Origin of the sequence: Pseudomonas sp. ADPe (assembly GCF_014843515.1) — a bacterium.
Taxonomy (GTDB): Bacteria; Pseudomonadota; Gammaproteobacteria; order Pseudomonadales; family Pseudomonadaceae; genus Pseudomonas; species Pseudomonas citronellolis.
On record NZ_CP062122.1, the window covers coordinates 1,779,149 to 1,795,875 of the forward strand.

Genomic DNA, 16,727 nt, shown 5'->3' on the forward strand with positions numbered 1-16,727 from the left:
GAAGCGAGCTTGCTCGCGAATGGAGTTTCCCTGGGACGCCGCTGCATGAGGGAAGCGCCTTTCCCTCTCCCTAACCCTCGGCTGCGCGCCCCGCCCTGAAGGGAGAGGGGACCGTTGGGCAGATGCTGATATCTCGGCGTTAGCCGGCTAGCACAATGATTACCGGCTGAAACCATTCCTCCTCTCGGCACGGACAAGCCCCCTCTCCCTTCAGGGCGGGGCGCGCAGCCGAGGGCTGGGGAGAGGGGACGGAGTCAACCCGAAACACTGCAATCACCGGGAAACTCCATTCGCGAGCAAGCTCGCTCCTACGAAAAGCAACCCTGCCCCTCAGAACTTCCCATGCCGCCCCTCCCCCCGCGCGAAGCGCTGCGCCCCGGCCTGGGTCTCGCCGCTGAGAATCACCATCAGCCCACCCTGGAATTCATTCGCCATGGCCACGTCGAACGACTGGTTCCACTGCGCATAGACGCTGTCGCGGTCCGCCAGCATGCAGGCCTGGGGGAAGTCGGCGATCTGCCGGGCCAGGTCCTCGGCGGCGGCGCGGGCCTCGCCCTTGGCCACCACGCGGTTGGCCAGGCCCATGCCCAGGGCTTCCTGGGCGGCGACCGGGCGGCCGGTGAGGATCAGGTCCAGCGCCCGGCCCTGGCCGATGATGCGCGGCAGGCGCACGGTGCCGCCGTCGATCAGCGGCACGCCGAAGCGCCGGCAGAACACCCCGCACACCGCGTCCTCGGCCATCACCCGCAGGTCGGCCAGCAGCGCCAGCTCCAGGCCGCCGGCCACGGCGTAGCCCTCGATGGCGGCGATCAGCGGCTTGTTCAGGTGCATGCGGCTGGGGCCCATGGGGGCGTCGCCTTCCATTTCCAGGCGGTTGCGCCGCTCGCTGCCCTCGGCCACCGCGGCGAGGTCCGCGCCGGCGCAGAAGGTGCCGCCGGCGCCGGTGAGCACCGCCACCTTCGCCTGCTCGTCGGCCTCGAAGGCGCGCAGGGCCTCGGCCAGGGCGTCGGCGGTGGGCCGGTCGACCGCGTTGCGCGCCGCGGGACGGTCGATGATCAGGGTGGTTACCGGGCCGTTGTGCTCGACGATCACGCTCATGCTGGACTCCAGGCTGACGGAAAGGACGAAGGCCGGCTTGCGCCGGCCTTCCACCTTACTGCGTCACGGCGCGCGGAGCAGCACCCTGGCCGTTCCGCCCGTCAGGCTGGCCGCTTCAGCCGACGTATTTCTGCAGGTTGGCCATCATCTCGCGCAGGGCCTCGACGTTGTCCGCCGGGTGCACGGCGTTCTCGAAGCTGCTGATCTGCTGCCAGTGCGCCGCCACGTCCTCGGCGTCGAAGCCTTCGCGCGGGTCGAAGCCGAAGCCCAGGCTGCGCTCCCAGCGCACCTTGCCCATCCAGCCGCCGCCCACTTCATACAGGCCGGAGGTGTCCTGGCAGGCCTCGCTGCCCAGGTAGACCACCAGCGGGCTGACCAACTCGGGCTTGAGCTGCTCGAACACCTGCGGCGGGATCAGCCCCTCGGTCATGCGGGTGCCGCCGGTGGGGGCGATGGCGTTGACCAGGATGTTGCTCTTGCGGCCTTCCAGGGCCAGGGTGCGGGTCAGGCCGTAGAGGCCGAGCTTGGCCATGCCGTAGTTGCTCTGCCCGAAGTTGCCGTAGATGCCCGAGGTGGAGGCGGTGAAGATCACCCGCCCGTAGCCCTGCTCGCGCATCAGCGGCCAGGCGGCGCGGGTCACTTTGTAGGCGCCCTCGACGTGGACCTTGTAGACCAGGTCCCAGTCGGCGTCTTCCATCTTGTGGAAGGTCTTGTCGCGCAGGATGCCGGCGTTGTTCACCACCACGTCGACGCGGCCGAAGGCTTCCACGGCCTCGCGCACGATGTTCTCGCCGTCGGTCACCGAATCGTGGTTGGCGATGGCGGTGCCGCCGGCGGCGCGAATCTCCGCCACCACGCGGTCGGCGGCCGAAGCGTTGGCGCCCTCGCCATGGGTGCTGCCGCCCAGGTCATTCACCACCACCTTGGCGCCATGTTTGGCGAACAGCAGGGCGTGGGCACGGCCAAGGCCGCCGCCGGCGCCGGTGACGATCACGACCTTGTCGTCGAAACGAACGGCATCACTCATGGTTGGTACTCCCAGGCAGGTTGATGGCTACGGAGTGTCAAACAGACGTTTGACGGTCACAACCAAGACGCCGGGCCTGAATATGCCGCGATAAGGTCCGGGGATGATGCCGGCGGCCCCTTCAGGCCGCCGGCTGCACCTGCCCCGCCAGGCGCGCGCGGAACGCCAGGTAGTGCGCCAGCACCTGCTCCGGCGCCTCGGTCTGCGGGTAGTGGCCGATGCCGTCGAGCATCACCGTGTCCGGCCGCGGGATCAGCTGGCGGTAGCGCTCGACCATGTGCGCGCCGGAGATCGGGTCCACGGGCCCGTCGATCAGCCGCAGCGGCACGGAGGTGCGCTGCATGGCGCCCACCCAGCGCTCGCGGTGTTCGCGGCGGTCGAGGATGTAGTGGATCAGCCGGTGCATCACCTTCGGCCCGTCGTTGCAGGCGATCAGGCTCCAGAACGCGTCCAGCTCCTCCTCGCTCGGCCGGGTGCGCGGGCCGAACACCTTGGCGAAGTTGACGGCCAGCTTGCCACGGTCGAAGAAGCGTCCGAAGAAGCCGCCCAGCGGGCTGAGCAGCAGTTTCTGCGAGAGCACCGGGCGGTGCGTCTCGGGGAACAGCCCGCCGTTGAGGAACACCAGCGAAGCCAGTTGGATGCGCCCTTCCAGGTGCCGCGCCAGCAGCTCCTGGCCGACGCTGTTGCCGTAGTCGTGGACCAGCAGGTGCACGGGCTCGCGCACCGCCAGATGCTCCAGCAGCGCCTGTTGCAGGTCGGCCTGTTCATGGATGCGGTAGGCGTGGTTGCGCGGCTTGGCAGAATCGCCGAAGCCGAGCATGTCGCCGGCGATCACCCGGTAGCGCCCGGCCAGCGGCTGCCACAGCTTGTTCCAGTCCCAGGAGGCGCTGGGGAAGCCGTGGATCAGCAGCAGCGGCTCGCCCTCGCCGGCCTCCCAGTAGCGGATGGCGTGGCCGTTGAAGTCGAAGGTGCGCCCCTGCGCGCGCCAGTCGCGCAGGGGGATGGCGATGCCGGCCATCAGTCGCGGTAGCCGGGGTTCTGCAGGTCGAGCTTGCGCAGCAGCGCCGGCCAGGCCAGGCCCCCGCCCATGCCCTGGGAGGTCTTCATCACCCCGGCGACCATCGCCCGGGCGCCGTCGAGGATCTGCTGCGGGATGCGGATCAGCTCGCCGCCGCCGCTCTGCGCCATCACCTGCGCCTCGCAGGCGCGCTGCAGGGTGAACATGCCGAGGAAGGCGTCGGCCACGGTGCCGAAGGCGGTGAGCAGGCCGTGGTTGGGCAGGATCATGAAGTGCTTGTCGCCCAGGTCGGCCTGCAGGCGGGCCTTCTCGTCGTGGTTCAGGGCCACGCCCTCGTAGCCGTGGTAGGCCAGGCTGGAGAGCACGAACAGCGACTGCTGCGACAACGGCAGCAGGCCGTTCTTCTGCGCCGACACGGCGATGCCGGCGGGGGTGTGGATGTGCAGCACGCAACCGACGTCGTGGCGCACCTCGTGCACGGCGCTGTGGATGGTGTAGCCGGCGGGGTTGATGTCGTAGGGGCTGTCCATCAGCTTCTTGCCGGCCAGGTCCACCTTCACCAGGCTGGAGGCGGTGATCTCGTGGAACATCATGCCGTAGGGGTTGATGAGGAAGTCCTCGGTGCCCGGGACCTTGGCCGAGATGTGGGTGAAGATCAGGTCGTCCCAGCCGTACAGGGCGATCAGCCGGTAGCAGGCGGCGAGGTCGACGCGGGTCTGCCATTCGGCCTCGGAGACCTGGTCTTTCACGGAAGGTGCGGGAGCGGCGGCGTTCATGGGGCGGTCCTCATCGTTGTTGTTGTTCGATGGGGCCAGTCTAGTCAGGCGAAGGCGGCGGGACTGTCGGGGGTCTGACAGTCCTCTCCTACAACTGCGGCAAACACCACGCCCCGTAGGATGGGTTGAGCGAAGCGATACCCATCACCGCGACCGCATGGGTTTCGCAAGCTCAACCCATCCTACGAAAGGCACCTCGGCGCGGCTCGCTCCTACAGTACCAGCGCGACGGCGGGCGCCAGCAGCAGGTTGAACAGCCCGGTGAGGACCATCAGCAGCCCCGCCGTGGAGCCCTCCTCGCCGCCGAACTCGTAGGCCCGGCTGGTACCCGCGCCGTGGGCGCCGACGCCCAGCAGCGCGCCGCGGGCGAGGGTCGAGCGCAGCGGCAGCAGCTTCATCAGCAGGCCGCCGGCCAGGGCGCCGAACACCCCGGTGATCATCACGAAGGCGGCGGTCAGCTCCGGCACGCCGCCCAGGTCGTGGGACATCTCCATGGCCAGCGGCGTGGTGATCGAACGCGGCACCAGCGACAGCGCCACCTGGCCGTCCAGCGCCAGGGCGTTGGCCAGCATCCAGGAACTGCCGATGGCCACTGCGGAGCCGGCGCACATGCCCACCAGCAGCGCCGGCCAGTGCCGCGCCAGCAGCGCGCGCTGCTGCCAGATGGGTACGGCGAAGGCCACGGTGGCCGGGCCGAGCAGCGCCACCAGCCAGTTGGTGTCGCGCGAGTAGTCGGCGTAATGGGCGTGCAGCGGGATGGCCACGGCGAACAGCAGCACCGGGACGAACACGATGGGCGCGAAGCCGTACCAGCGCACGCGCTTGTACAACTGGCGGCTGAACAGGTAGCCGCCGAGGGTCAGGGCCAGCCAGAACAGGGCTTGCTTATCGAGACTCATGGCGCGACCTCCAGCGGTACATGCCCTCTACCGACAGCGCGGTGACCAGCATCACCAGCAGCGTGCTGCACATGATCACCAGCAATATCTTCCAGCCCTCGCTGCGCAGCAGCGGGCCATAGTCCAGCAGGCTCATCAGCGCGGGGATGAAGAACAGCAGCATCTCCGCCAGCAGCAGCCCGGCGCCGCCCTGCAGCAGGGCCGGGCGGATCGCCCCGCTGGCGAACAGCGCCAGCAGCAGGCCGAGCCCCACCACCCCGCCGGGCAGCGGCAGGCCGGTGGCTTGCGCCAGCCAGCCGCCGAACCACCAGAAGGCGATGAGGACGGCGAGTTCGAAGCCCAGTCGGGCGATGCGGCGGATCATTTCGGGTGCCTGCGTGGCGGTGTGCTGTGGATGGCGCTCAGGTTAAGCCCGGGGCTACTATCCCCAAAGCGAATTGTTCGAATCGAGGCCATTCCAAAATGGAATTCAAGCAACTGCGCAGCTTCGTCGAAGTGGTGCGCCAGGGCAGCTTCACCCAGGCCGCGCAGCGCCTGCACGCCAGCCAGTCGGCCATCAGCAAGCAGGTGGCCCAGCTGGAGCAGAGCCTGCACGTGCAGCTGCTGGAGCGCAGCGGCCCCCACGTGCGCCTGACCGCCGCCGGCGAAGTGGCGCTGCGCCGCGCCGAGGACATGCTGCGCCTGCGCCGCGAACTGCTGATCGAACTGGACGACCTCAGCCAGATGCGCCGCGGCGAACTGCGCCTGGGCCTGCCGCTGCTGGGCGCCGACGCCCTGTTCGCCTGGCGCTTCGCCGAATACCGCAAGCGCTACCCGCACATCCAGGTGCACCTGGTGGAAGGCGGCAGCAAGAGCCTGGAACAGGCGCTGCACGCCGGCGAACTGGAGCTGGCCGGCGCGCTCACGCCGAACGACCCGGCCTTCGACTGGCAGCCGTTCTGCAACGAGCCGCTGGACGCCCTGCTGCCGGCCGAGCACCCGCTGGCCGGGCGCGAAAGCATCGCCCTGGCCGAACTGGCCGACACGCCTTTCCTGCTCTACCAGCAGAGCTTCACCCTCAACGACCGCCTGCTGCGCGCCTGCCGCGAGGCCGGCTTCGAACCCCGCGAGGGCGGGCGCAGCGGCCAGGCCGACTTCCTCGGCGCGCTGGTGGCCGCCGGGCAAGGCGTGGTGCTGCTGCCGCGGGCGGTGGCGCAGGAAGTGGAACGGCCGGGGGTGGCGCGGGTGCTGCTGAGCGAGCCGGACCTGCGCTGGGACATCTGCTTCATCTGGCGCCGCGACGCCTACCTGTCCCACGCGGCCAAGGCGTGGCTGGCGCTGCTGGAGGAGTTTCCGCTGCATCCCATCGGCTGAGCGGGCATCGCGGACGGAGTCCGCTCCTACGGTTCCAGGAAGCACGGTTTTTCGTAGGATAGCGTTGAGCGAAGCGATACCCATCAGCGCAACCGCATGGGTTTCGCAAGCTCAACCCATCCTACGAAGAGCACCTCGGCGCAAGACAGTTGCTCCTACGTTGCAGGCGAGCACAGCTTCTCGTAGGAGCAGGCCCTGCCTGCGATTCGCGCGCAGGGCGCGCTCCTACAGGTGGGGCCCGCTGCAGGTCGTGCGTCAACCCTTCAACGCAGCGATGAACTCGGCGATCCAGGGCTCGGCGTCGGTCTCCGGGGTGACCGTCTCGCTGGCGTCCAGGCGCAGCATCGGCAGCACCTCGCGCAGGCCCAGTTCGGCGTACAGCTCGCGCACCTGCTCGCCGCCGCCGCAGTAGGTGTCGCCGTAGCTGGAGTCGCCCAGGCCGATCACCGCGCCGGGCAGGCCGCGCCAGTTCGGCAGGCGGTCGCGCAGGGCGTAGTACAGCGGCTGGATGTTGTCCGGCAGCTCGCCCAGGCCGGTGGTCGAGGTGACCGTCAGGAAGGCGTCGGGCGCGGCTTCGATCAGCGCGTCCAGGGTGGCGCGCGGCTCGAACCAGGTCTCCAGGCCCGCGGCCTCCAGCAGGCGCCTGGCATGGCGCGCGACCTCTTCGGCGGTGCCGTAGACCGACCCGGACAGAATGGCGACTTTCATGGAAACTCCCGGTTCATGCGACAAACGCCCATTATGCCGCAAGCCGGCCACGGGTGTTCGCCGGCGCCGCCGGGCTGGTATAGTTTTTTCCCACCGCGCCGCTCGGATATGCCTCCGCCGGCGGTTTTCCACCAGCCACGAGGCTCGCATGAGCGCATCCCCGGCCCCCATCCTGATCACCGGCGCCAGCCAGCGCGTCGGCCTGCACTGCGCGCTGCGCCTGCTCGACGCGGGCCAGCCGGTGATCGTCAGCTACCGCAGCGACAAGCCCGGGCTGCAGCAACTGCGCGAGCGCGGCGCGACCTGCCTGTACGGCGACTTCGCCGACGAGGCCGGCATCCTCGCCTTCATCGACGAACTCAAGGCGCACACCGACAGCCTGCGCGCCATCGTCCACAACGCCTCGGCATGGCTCGCCGAAACGCCCGGCCACGAGGCCGAGGCCTTCCGCGCGCTGTTCAGCGTGCACATGCTCGCCCCCTACCTGATCAACCTGCACTGCGCGCCGCTGCTGGAGCGCTCGCAGCCGGCCGACATCATCCACGTCAGCGACGACGTGGTGCGCAAGGGCAGCGCCAAGCACGTCGCCTATTGCGCCACCAAGGCCGGGCTGGACAGCCTGACGCTGTCCTTCGCCGCGCGCCTGGCGCCGAAGATCAAGGTCAACACCATCGCCCCGGCGCTGGTCATGTTCAACGCCGGGGACGACGCCGACTACCGCGCGCGCACCCTGGCGAAATCCGCCCTGGGCATCGAGCCCGGGCCGGACGTCGTCTACCAGGCCATCCGCTACCTGCTGGACACCCCCTACGTCACCGGCACCACCTTGACCGTCAACGGCGGCCGGCACCTCAAATGACCGCCCGGCGTGGCGCGAGGAACCCTGCAATGACCGATTCCCTGTCCGCGAACTACCGCGAGATACTCCTGGGCCTGGGCGAGAACCCCGAGCGCGAGGGCCTGCTCGACACCCCCAAGCGCGCCGCCAAGGCCATGCGCTACCTGTGCCACGGCTACGAGCTGAGCCTGGAAGAGGTGGTCAACGGCGCGCTGTTCGCCTCGGATAACGACGAGATGGTGATCGTTCGCGACATCGAGCTGTATTCGCTGTGCGAACACCACCTGCTGCCCTTCATCGGCAAGGCCCATGTGGCGTACATTCCCACCGGACGGGTGCTGGGCCTGTCGAAGGTGGCGCGCATCGTCGACATGTTCGCCCGCCGCCTACAGATCCAGGAGAACCTGACGCGGCAGATCGCCGAGGCGGTGGAGCGCATCACCGGCGCTGCCGGCGTGGCGGTGGTGATCGAGGCCCAGCACATGTGCATGATGATGCGCGGGGTGGAGAAGCAGAACTCGCAGATGTTCACCTCGGTGATGCTCGGCGCCTTCCGCGACTCCAGCAACACCCGCCAGGAATTCCTGCAACTGATCGGACGGAGCAAGTGAAATGACGCAATTGCAGCCGGGCATGGCGCGGATCCGCGTGAAGGATCTGCGCGTGCGCACCTACATCGGCATCAAGGAAGAGGAAATCCTCAACAAGCAGGACGTGCTGATCAACCTGACCATCCTCTACCCCTCGCAGGAGGCGGTGCAGGTCAACGACATCGAGCACGCGCTGAACTACCGCACCATCACCAAGGCGATCATCGCCCATGTCGAGGAGAACCGCTTCGCCCTGCTGGAGCGCCTGACCCAGGAAATCCTCGACCTGGTCATGGCCCACCCGGCGGTGCGCTACGCCGAGGTGGAAGTGGACAAGCCCCACGCCCTGCGCTTCGCCGAATCGGTGTCGATCGCCCTCGCCGCGCAGCGCTGAGCCGCGCGGCGCCGCCTGGCCAACGGCCATTGCTGGCGCCCGCCCCCACTCTTATCATCTGCGCAGCCCCGAAGAGCCCCGACGTCCCACGACGACGCGCCACGCGAGAGCCCGACCCATGAGCAAGCCCGAACACAGCATCCTCGACCTCAGCCAGGAACAACGCACGGAACTGGAAGCCGCGGCGTTCCGCACCCTGGTGCAGCACCTGCGCAACCGCAAGGACGTGCAGAACATCGACCTGATGAACCTCGCCGGCTTCTGCCGCAACTGCCTGTCCAAGTGGTACAAGGCCGCAGCCGACGACATGGGCCTGGAGCTGAGCCCGGAACAGGCCCGCGAGGAGATCTACGGCATGCCTTACGCCGAATGGAAGGCGAAATACCAGAAGGAGGCCTCGCCCGAGCAGCAGGCCGCCTTCGACACCGCCAAGAAACACTGACGAGCCCGCCTTGATGACCCTCACCGATTTCCGCGCGCGCCTGCGCAGCGAGCAGCACCTGTTCACCGATACCCTGGCGTTCATCGCCGAGCACTACAGCTACAGCCCCAGCGCCTTCAGCAACGGCCCGGTGGAGAACCCGGCCGGGCAGAACGAGGGGTCCTGCAAGACGCTCGGCTTCGCCATCCTCGAGGGGCTGAGCCTGGAGGAAACCTTGCTGGCCTTCGGTGAGCATTACCGCGCGGTGCGTGATACGCCCGAGGGTACTGATCACGCCAATATCCGGGCGTTGCAGAATACCGGCCTGGCCGGCGTGCGTTTCGAACGCCAGCCGTTGTCGCGGCGGGGCTGAGGCCCCGGATACAGAAAAGCCCCGCTGATGCGGTAATGCTGTTCACTTAAGAAAGGATGCCGTTTCTCTGCCTGGGGGAAACGGTATTTTTCATTTGGGGTTATGGCCTGGCTCGCGAAGCTTGCCCCACTCCGGCCTTAAGCTCGTCATTGCCGCGAACAATACTTGCGCTGGCCCGAAGGGGAATAACCCAGTTGCCTTGGCTTGGGTGTTTCTGCGCCGCACCGAGTCTGCCCGACCGTCTTGTTTCGCCCCCTCGGGCGAGTCCCTTTTGTCAAACGCCACAAAAGGAACCAAAAAGGCTTGCCCCGCATACGGGCCCGATGGAGCCGGGCTACCCTCGCGAATTCCCCCGCCACGGAGGCCCGCCCCGAGGGTACGTCCCTGTAGCCCATCGGGGCTCTCGCGACATCCATGTCGCATGACCTCCTGAGCGCCGGTTTCGCTCGGCCTACTGAAGGGGCGTTCCGGTGCGCTCGGATGTTTCTCTGGAAGTCTCAAGAGCAAAAGCCAGAGCGAATGCGCTTTTGCTTTTCGTAGGAGCGAGCTTGCTCGCGAACCCAGGGTTCGCGTTCTCGGGAATGACGAGAGGAGGTAGGCGTTCCGGGATGACGCCGAACTCCCCGCACGCTCCGAACAGCCCCCTCTCCCTTTGGGAGAGGGCTGGGGTGAGGGAGCGAAGCCAGGCTGGCGCACCTTCGCTGAACCACCACATATCGCTTAAGTGAACAGCATTACCGCGATGCGGGGCTTTTTCTTGGGGCGCACAGGAGGGCCTGGGGCTCATTGGTCAACGGTCTGTGCCGAAACGCTTTTCGTAGGATGGGTTGAGCGAAGCGATACCCATCACCGCCACCGCATGGGTTTCGCAGGCTCAACCCATCCTACGAAGAGCACCTCGGTGCAGCCGGCAAGACAGTTGCTCCTACGGTTCCAGGAAAGCTCGGGCCTCCCCCTCCCAAAAAGGAAAAAGCCCCGACCAGCGGGGCTCCGTCCTGCACGCCGGCTCTTGGGGCCGTTACAGCGAATCCAGGTAGCGCTCCACGTCCAGCGCCGCCATGCAGCCGGCGCCGGCCGAGGTGATGGCCTGGCGGTAGACGTGGTCGGCCACATCACCCGCGGCGAACACGCCGGGGATGCTGGTAGCAGTGGCGTTGCCATCACGGCCGCCGTTGACCACCAGGTAGCCGTCCTTCAGCTGCAGCTGGTTCTCGAACAGCGAGGTGTTCGGCGTATGCCCGATGGCCACGAACAGCCCGTCCACCTTCAATTCCTCGGCGCTGCCATCATTGTTGCGCAGACGCACACCGGTAACGCCCATGTCGTCACCCAGCACCTCTTCCACCCGGGCGTTCAGCTTCAGGGCGATTTTCCCTTCGGCTATACGGGCGCGCAGCTTGTCCTGCAGGATCTTCTCGGCGCGGAAGGTCTCGCGGCGGTGCACCAGGGTCACCTTGCTGGCGATGTTGGCCAGATACAGCGCCTCTTCCACCGCCGTGTTGCCGCCACCGACCACCGCCACTTCGCGGTTGCGGTAGAAGAAGCCGTCGCAGGTGGCGCAGGCGGAGACGCCCTTGCCCATGAACGCCTCTTCCGAAGGCAGGCCCAGGTAGCGGGCGCTGGCGCCGGTGGCGATGATCAACGCGTCGGCCGTGTAGGTGCCGCTGTCGCCCTTGAGCACCAGGGGCTTGCCGGCCAGGTCCACGGCGTTGATGTGGTCGAAGACGATCTCGGTCTCGAAGCGCTCGGCGTGCTCCTGCATGCGCTGCATCAGCGCGGGCCCGGTGAGGCCGTGGGGGTCGCCGGGCCAGTTGTCCACCTCGGTGGTGGTGGTCAGTTGGCCGCCGGCCTGCAGGCCGGTGATCAGCAGCGGCCTGAGGTTGGCGCGGGCGGCATAGACGGCGGCCGAGTAACCGGCGGGGCCGGAGCCCAGGATGATGACGCGGGCGTGACGAACTTCAGGCATGACTGACTCCTCGTCGAACAAGAAAAGGGAGCTGCCAAGGTACCTGGGGGAAGGCTGGGAGGAGCGGCAGCTCCCGCTAAACGCACAGATCGCGAGGAAGGCAGGGCCGTCAGGAGCGGGCGGCGCTGCCGTGGAGTCATCCACGGCCTGAAGTCTGTCAGACGTTTCCCAATACCACCTTGAGATAAGTCAGGGACATCCCGCTTCGCCGGCCGCCAGTTCGCGACTGGAGATTGCCGCGCAGCGTATAGCCCGCGCGGGCCCAGGCGAAATGCCCAATCTCAATGCCTCCGATAGAGCCCCCCTATCTCCCGCGGCGGGCCAACTAGACTCAGGAGGTCGCCCCTCTCCACCCGCCACCTGCGTGCCCGGCATGACCCTGAGAAACCGCCTGCTCCTACTGTTCCTGCCGCTGCTCGCCCTCATCCTGCTGGGCATCTGGCAGCTGTCGGAACACATCCTCCTCGCACGCTTCGACCGCAACGACCGCCAGCGCCTGTACGACGAGGTGCGCGTGCTCGACAACCGCCTGGCCTTCGAGAAGAAGCGCCACCTGGACCTGCTGCGCAGCTATGCCTGGTGGGATGCCAGCTACCGCTTCGTGGCGCACCCCACGCCAGGGTTCGTACGGGAGAACCTGGACATCGACATGCTCGGCAACCTGGGCTTCGACTTCGCGCTCTACCTCGACCGCCAGGGCCGCGTCGTCGCCCAGCGCTGGGAGGAGGCGCGGCTCACAGCGCCCCAGGCGATAACCGGCGCGCCCAGCCCCGAGCGGCTGCGCCAGGCCCTGCTGCGCAGCGCCCTGGACCTGGGCGTGCTGGACCTGCAGGGCGACCCGTCGCGCAGCCTGGCGCAATGGCTGCTGGTGGACGGCACCCCGCTACTGCTGCTCAGCCAGCCGATCAGCGACAACCTGGGCCAGGCCGAGCCGGTCGGCGCCATCGTTGCCGGCTACCTGCTCGACCAGCGCCGGGTGAACGCCCTGCAGGAGCAGATGGACGCGCGCCTGCAGGTGCAAGCCGGGGTGACGCCCGGCGACGGCTGGCGCGCCCTGCACGTGCCGGGGCGCAACGGCGGCGCGTTGCTGAGCCCGCGGCGGGTGCTGGACGCCGACACCCAGCAGGCCACCCTGCTGTTCCTCGATTCCGCCGACACGCCGCAGTTCAGCCTGGCCATCAACAAGTCGCGGGTCGCCTACCGGCAGGGCCAGGAGGCCATCCGCCTGTTCCTCGGCATGACCTTGCTGATCACCCTCGCCGGCCTGCTGCTGGCCTACCTGGTCCTGGAGTTCTGGGTGATCCGCCGCGTGCAGCGGCTCAACCGCGGGGTGGCGAACATCGGCGCCGACACCGCCGGCCCCGCCCGCCTGGCCGACATGGGCCGCGACGAAGTCGGCCAGTTGGCCTGCGAGGTCAACCAGATGCTCGAACGCCTGGAACGCAGCGAAGCCCGCGACCGCGCCATCCTCGACAGCATCCGCGATGGCTATTTCGAAATGGACGACAGCGGCGTGGTGCTCACGGTGAACGCCGCCTTCTGCCGCCTGCTCGGCTACGCCGCCGAGGAAGTGGAAGGCCACTCCTACCGGGAGCTGCTCGACGAACAGGACGTGGCGCGCGCCCGCGGGCTCTACCAGCAGGTGCGCGACGGCGAGCAGGAAACCACCTTCGCCGCGCCCTTCAAGCGCCGCGACGGCCAGCGCATGGTCTTCGAGACGAAGGTCTCGCCGATCGTCGACGCCCAGGGGCAGTTCTGCGGTTTCCGCGGCATCCTCCGCGACATCAGCCTGCAGGTGGCCTACCAGCAGCGCCTGCTGGACCTCGCCTACCGCGACGCGCTGACCGGCCTGGGCAACCGCAAGGCCTTCGGCGAACAGCTGCCCCTGGCCCTGCAGCGCTGCGCCGAAGGCACCGGCCTGGCCCTGCTGTACATCGACCTGGACCACTTCAAGCCGGTCAACGACCGCTACGGCCACGCCGCCGGCGACGCCGTGCTGGTCGCCGTGGGCGAGCGCCTGCGCGGCAACCTGCGCCAGCCGGACATGGCCTTCCGCCTGGGCGGCGACGAGTTCGCCGTGATCCTGGAAGGCGTCGACTGCAGCACCGCTGAAGCCCTGGCCGGGCGCCTGCTGGCCTGCCTCAACCAGGACTACCACGCCGGCGAGCAGCGCCTGGAATTCCTCTCCGCCAGCATCGGCATCGCCCTCTACCCGGCCGACGCCGGCGACACCGATGGCCTGCTCCAGGCCGCCGACAGCGCCATGTACCGCGCCAAGCAGCAGCGCAACCACTACAGCCGCTACCGCGCCTGAACTCCACACAACAGGCAAAACAGACGGCTCGCGGCCCCGCGCCGGCCCTGCTAAGGTCGCAAGCTGGTTTCCTACGGAGATGTTCCATGCCCACCCTGAGCGGCCCGCAATACCTCGGCGAAGGCCTGAAACTCATGATGCGCCCGGGGCTGCGCCTGTTCGTGCTGCTGCCCCTGACGGTCAACCTGCTGCTGTTCGTCGGCCTGATAGGCTTCGCGGTGAACCAGTTCAGCCACTGGGTCGACTGGCTGATGCCCAGCCTGCCGCAGTGGCTGGACTTCCTGCAGTACATCCTCTGGCCGCTGTTCGTCCTGCTGGTGCTGCTGATCCTGTTCTTCAGCTTCACGCTGGTGGCCAACCTGATCGCCTCGCCGTTCAACGGCTTCCTCGCCGAGAAGGTCGAGGTGGTGGTGCGCGGCCAGGACGACTTCCCGGCCTTCAGTTGGGCCGAACTGGCGGCCATGGTGCCGCGCACCGTCGCCCGCGAACTGCGCAAGCTCGGCTACTTCCTGCCGCGGGCCATCGCCCTGTTCGTCCTCAGCCTGATCCCCGGTCTGAACATCATCGCCGCCCCGCTATGGCTGGTGTTCGGCGTGTGGATGATGGCCGTGCAGTACATCGACTACCCGGCGGACAACCACAAGCTCGGCTGGAACGAAATGCTCGCCTGGCTGCGCAGCAAGCGCTGGGCCTGCATGGGCTTCGGCGGCATCACCTACCTGGCGCTGCTGATCCCGCTGGTCAACCTGGTCGCCATGCCCGCCGCCGTGGCCGGCGCGGTGCTGTTCTGGGTGCGCGAAGACGGCGACAAGGCGCTGGCCAGGCGCTGAGCCGGGCTTCCCCCACGCCGCCGCCATACCCGACAGCCCGTAGGATGGCGTTGAGCGCAGCGATACCCATCGCCACGGCCCGATGGGTTTCGCAAGCTCAACCCATCCTACGAAAAGCACCTCGGCGCAACCGCTCACGGACGGTTGCGCCTAATCCCATCGACAAACACGACGCCCCGTAGGATGGCGTTGAGCGAAGCGATACCCATCGCCACGGCCACGGCGTTATCCGCCGAATCGGGGGGCCTTCCCGCTTCACGCCGTGAAACGCAGCGCCGCGGTCAGGTCGCCCATGGGCTGCTGGCCGCGGGCGCGCATGGCGTCGTCGCGCAGTTTCAGGCCGTCGAGCTTCTCCAGGTCGAACACCCGGGTGATCAGGCGCAGGATCGAGCCGGTGTCGTAGACGGTGTGGTCCACCGTGCCGTGGCGGGCGAAGGGCGAGACCACCAGCGCCGGGATGCGTGAGCCGGGGCCCCAGCGGTCGCCCCTGGGCGGCGCCACGTGGTCCCACCAGCCGCCGTTCTCGTCCACCGTGATGACGATCACCATGTTCTGCCACTGCGGGCTTTCCATCAGGTGCTTCACCGCGCGCACGATGTGCCGGTCGCCGCTGGCCACGTCGGCGTAGCCGGCGTGCATGTTGAGGTTGCCCTGGGGCTTGTAGAAGCTCACCGCCGGCAGCTTGCCGGCGCGGGCGTCGGCGAAGAAGCGATTGCTCGACGGGTCGTCGCCCAGGCCGCCGTCGCGCAGGCGTTTCGCGCGTTCCTCCGGGTGTTCCGGGCCCTGCTGGACGAAGTAGTTGAAGGGCTGGTGGTGGTACTGGAAGTTGGGAATCTTCGGGATGCCGGCGGAGTTCCTGTACTGCTCGAGGGTGGCTTCCCAGGCGCCGGCGTACCAGGCCCAGTCCACGCCCTTCCTGCTCAGCTTGTCGCCGATGTGCTCGTGGCGCTGCGGCACCATCACGTTGGGCTGGTCCGGCAGCGCGTAGTCCGGGCGCTTGGGGTCGCGCTGCACGGTCGGCCAGTAGGGCGGCAGCATGGTGTTCACGCCATAGCCGTCAGGGGTCAGGGCGCTGGGGCCGAACTTCGGTGCGCCGCCAGCGACGCTGGCGGGCGAGTCGTCCAGCGGTTTCAGCCGTGGGTCGGCGGGGTTGTCGCTCATCAGTTGGGCGATCTGCGTGCGGGCCGGCGAGTTCTGCACGTCCGGGTACACCGGCGGGGTCGCCGCCACCAGGTACTGGTGGTTGAGGAAGGAGCCGCCGAAGGCGCCCTGGAAGAAGTTGTCGCACAGCACGAAGTCCCGGGCCAGGTCCCACAGGCGCAGGCTGTACGGGCTCTGCGCGTAGTAGCCCATGGGCAGCGCGCCGGAGTCGGCCCAGGCGACGAACATATCGTTGCGCCCGCCGTTGATCTGCATCTGGTTCTGGTAGAACACGTGCCACAGGTCGCGGGTCACCAGGCCCAGGGGCAGATCCTCGCCCTGCGGGCCCTTGAGCGCGAAGGGCGCGTTGGGCAAGTTCTGCTGGTACTGCACGCCCTCGGCGTAGTTCACGCCTTCCAGGCTCTGGCCGACCTGCAGCACGCCGCCGTACACCGGCGGCAGCTTGTCCAGCAGGCGGCCGTCGCGGTCGCGCTGCTGGTAGTCGGCCGGCTGCAGCGACGACAGCGGTTTCTCCACGCCGGGGAAGTCGCCGAACAGGTTGTTGAAGCTGCGGTTCTCGGCGTAGATCACCACGATGTTCTGCACCTGCTCGCGCAGCGCCCGGTCCAGCTCGGCGCCCTCCAGTTCGCGCACGGCCTCGGCGGCCTGCGCCGTGCCCTCGCCCACCAGGCCGGCCAGCGCGGCGCCGGCGCCCAGGGCCGCGGCGCCGCCGAGGAAGCGGCGGCGGCCGGCGTCCGCCAGTGGCTGGGCATCGTCCTGCCCGGGATTCTGATCGCGCTTGTCGCTCATCGATGGCTCCCCCATGTCGGAAATCGCGGCACTCTAGCAGTCCCATGTGACAGGCGGACGAAGGCTCTATGACAGGCCTTTCCAAAAGCCTTGCGAGAATCCCCTGAATCCCCCGTCACATTTGTGCAACCCGGGCGTCACACGAGCTACACCGGCCGGGCGGAGACTGCCG

Annotated in this window: 17 protein-coding genes; 8 read left to right on the forward strand and 9 right to left on the reverse strand. The window is 68.2% G+C overall.

The window, feature by feature from the left end; genetic code table 11:
• Window positions 1-330: 330 nt before the first annotated feature.
• From IG194_RS08060 to IG194_RS08085, 6 genes are all read right to left on the reverse strand, one after another.
• Window positions 331-1,098: a crotonase/enoyl-CoA hydratase family protein gene (locus tag IG194_RS08060; protein ID WP_043273383.1), complete on the reverse strand. Its 768-nt coding sequence runs from the start codon at window positions 1,096-1,098 to the stop codon at window positions 331-333.
• 115 nt (window positions 1,099-1,213) lie between these two features.
• Entirely contained in the window at window positions 1,214-2,125 is a 912-nt protein-coding gene (locus IG194_RS08065) for an SDR family oxidoreductase (RefSeq protein WP_009616054.1), read from the reverse strand.
• A gap of 121 nt (window positions 2,126-2,246) precedes the next feature.
• Window positions 2,247-3,143 carry an alpha/beta fold hydrolase gene (locus IG194_RS08070; protein ID WP_058487386.1) on the reverse strand — a complete coding sequence of 299 codons (897 nt, stop codon included), beginning with the start codon at window positions 3,141-3,143 and terminating at the stop codon, window positions 2,247-2,249.
• The gene (locus tag IG194_RS08075) at window positions 3,143-3,919 is read right to left on the reverse strand and encodes a class II aldolase/adducin family protein (protein WP_043273147.1); all 777 of its coding nucleotides are present in this window, start codon (window positions 3,917-3,919) and stop codon (window positions 3,143-3,145) included. Before IG194_RS08075 ends, IG194_RS08070 begins: the two co-directional genes overlap by 1 nt.
• A 212-nt stretch (window positions 3,920-4,131) precedes the next feature.
• On the reverse strand, window positions 4,132-4,818 hold the full coding sequence (locus IG194_RS08080; RefSeq protein ID WP_058487387.1) for an LrgB family protein: 687 nt from the start codon (window positions 4,816-4,818) through the stop codon (window positions 4,132-4,134).
• Entirely contained in the window at window positions 4,805-5,182 is a 378-nt protein-coding gene (locus IG194_RS08085; protein ID WP_009616050.1) for a CidA/LrgA family protein, read from the reverse strand. The genes IG194_RS08080 and IG194_RS08085 overlap by 14 nt, the downstream gene beginning before the upstream one ends.
• 98 nt (window positions 5,183-5,280) lie before the next feature.
• On the opposite strand from IG194_RS08085, the gene IG194_RS08090 reads away from it, so the two are divergent.
• Window positions 5,281-6,171 (forward strand): LysR family transcriptional regulator, encoded by an 891-nt coding sequence (locus IG194_RS08090; RefSeq protein ID WP_058487388.1) that lies wholly within the window; start codon window positions 5,281-5,283, stop codon window positions 6,169-6,171.
• 255 nt (window positions 6,172-6,426) lie between these two features.
• Here the strand turns inward: IG194_RS08090 and IG194_RS08095 are convergent, their stop codons facing one another.
• Window positions 6,427-6,879 (reverse strand): flavodoxin, encoded by a 453-nt coding sequence (locus IG194_RS08095; protein WP_009616048.1) that lies wholly within the window; start codon window positions 6,877-6,879, stop codon window positions 6,427-6,429.
• 148 nt (window positions 6,880-7,027) lie between these two features.
• Here IG194_RS08095 and folM point away from each other — a divergent pair, with 148 nt between their 5' ends.
• The 5 genes from folM to IG194_RS08120 all read left to right on the forward strand — a co-directional run bounded on the left by folM (window position 7,028) and on the right by IG194_RS08120 (window position 9,495).
• On the forward strand, window positions 7,028-7,738 hold the full coding sequence (gene folM, locus IG194_RS08100; protein ID WP_058487389.1) for a dihydromonapterin reductase: 711 nt from the start codon (window positions 7,028-7,030) through the stop codon (window positions 7,736-7,738).
• A 29-nt stretch (window positions 7,739-7,767) separates the two neighbouring features.
• On the forward strand, window positions 7,768-8,328 hold the full coding sequence (gene folE / locus IG194_RS08105; protein WP_009616046.1) for a GTP cyclohydrolase I FolE: 561 nt from the start codon (window positions 7,768-7,770) through the stop codon (window positions 8,326-8,328).
• 1 nt (window position 8,329) lies between these two features.
• Window positions 8,330-8,701 (forward strand): dihydroneopterin triphosphate 2'-epimerase, encoded by a 372-nt coding sequence (folX, locus tag IG194_RS08110; RefSeq protein ID WP_009616045.1) that lies wholly within the window; start codon window positions 8,330-8,332, stop codon window positions 8,699-8,701.
• Window positions 8,702-8,819: 118 nt separating this feature from the next.
• Window positions 8,820-9,143, forward strand: a complete 324-nt coding sequence (locus tag IG194_RS08115) for a DUF1244 domain-containing protein (protein WP_009616044.1) — start codon at window positions 8,820-8,822, stop codon at window positions 9,141-9,143.
• Window positions 9,144-9,156: 13 nt separating this feature from the next.
• Window positions 9,157-9,495 (forward strand): HopJ type III effector protein, encoded by a 339-nt coding sequence (locus tag IG194_RS08120; protein WP_009616043.1) that lies wholly within the window; start codon window positions 9,157-9,159, stop codon window positions 9,493-9,495.
• A gap of 1,018 nt (window positions 9,496-10,513) precedes the next feature.
• Here the strand turns inward: IG194_RS08120 and trxB are convergent.
• Window positions 10,514-11,461: a thioredoxin-disulfide reductase gene (gene trxB / locus IG194_RS08125; protein ID WP_058487390.1), complete on the reverse strand. Its 948-nt coding sequence runs from the start codon at window positions 11,459-11,461 to the stop codon at window positions 10,514-10,516.
• Window positions 11,462-11,834: 373 nt separating this feature from the next.
• On the opposite strand from trxB, the gene IG194_RS08130 reads away from it, so the two are divergent.
• Window positions 11,835-13,775: a diguanylate cyclase domain-containing protein gene (locus IG194_RS08130; RefSeq protein WP_058489655.1), complete on the forward strand. Its 1,941-nt coding sequence runs from the start codon at window positions 11,835-11,837 to the stop codon at window positions 13,773-13,775.
• Window positions 13,776-13,861: 86 nt separating this feature from the next.
• Window positions 13,862-14,605 carry a sulfate transporter CysZ gene (gene cysZ, locus IG194_RS08135; protein ID WP_058487391.1) on the forward strand — a complete coding sequence of 248 codons (744 nt, stop codon included), beginning with the start codon at window positions 13,862-13,864 and terminating at the stop codon, window positions 14,603-14,605.
• Window positions 14,606-14,860: 255 nt separating this feature from the next.
• On the opposite strand, the gene IG194_RS08140 is transcribed toward cysZ, so the two are convergent.
• Window positions 14,861-16,555, reverse strand: a complete 1,695-nt coding sequence (locus IG194_RS08140) for an acid phosphatase (RefSeq protein ID WP_058487392.1) — start codon at window positions 16,553-16,555, stop codon at window positions 14,861-14,863.
• Window positions 16,556-16,727 lie beyond the last annotated feature (172 nt).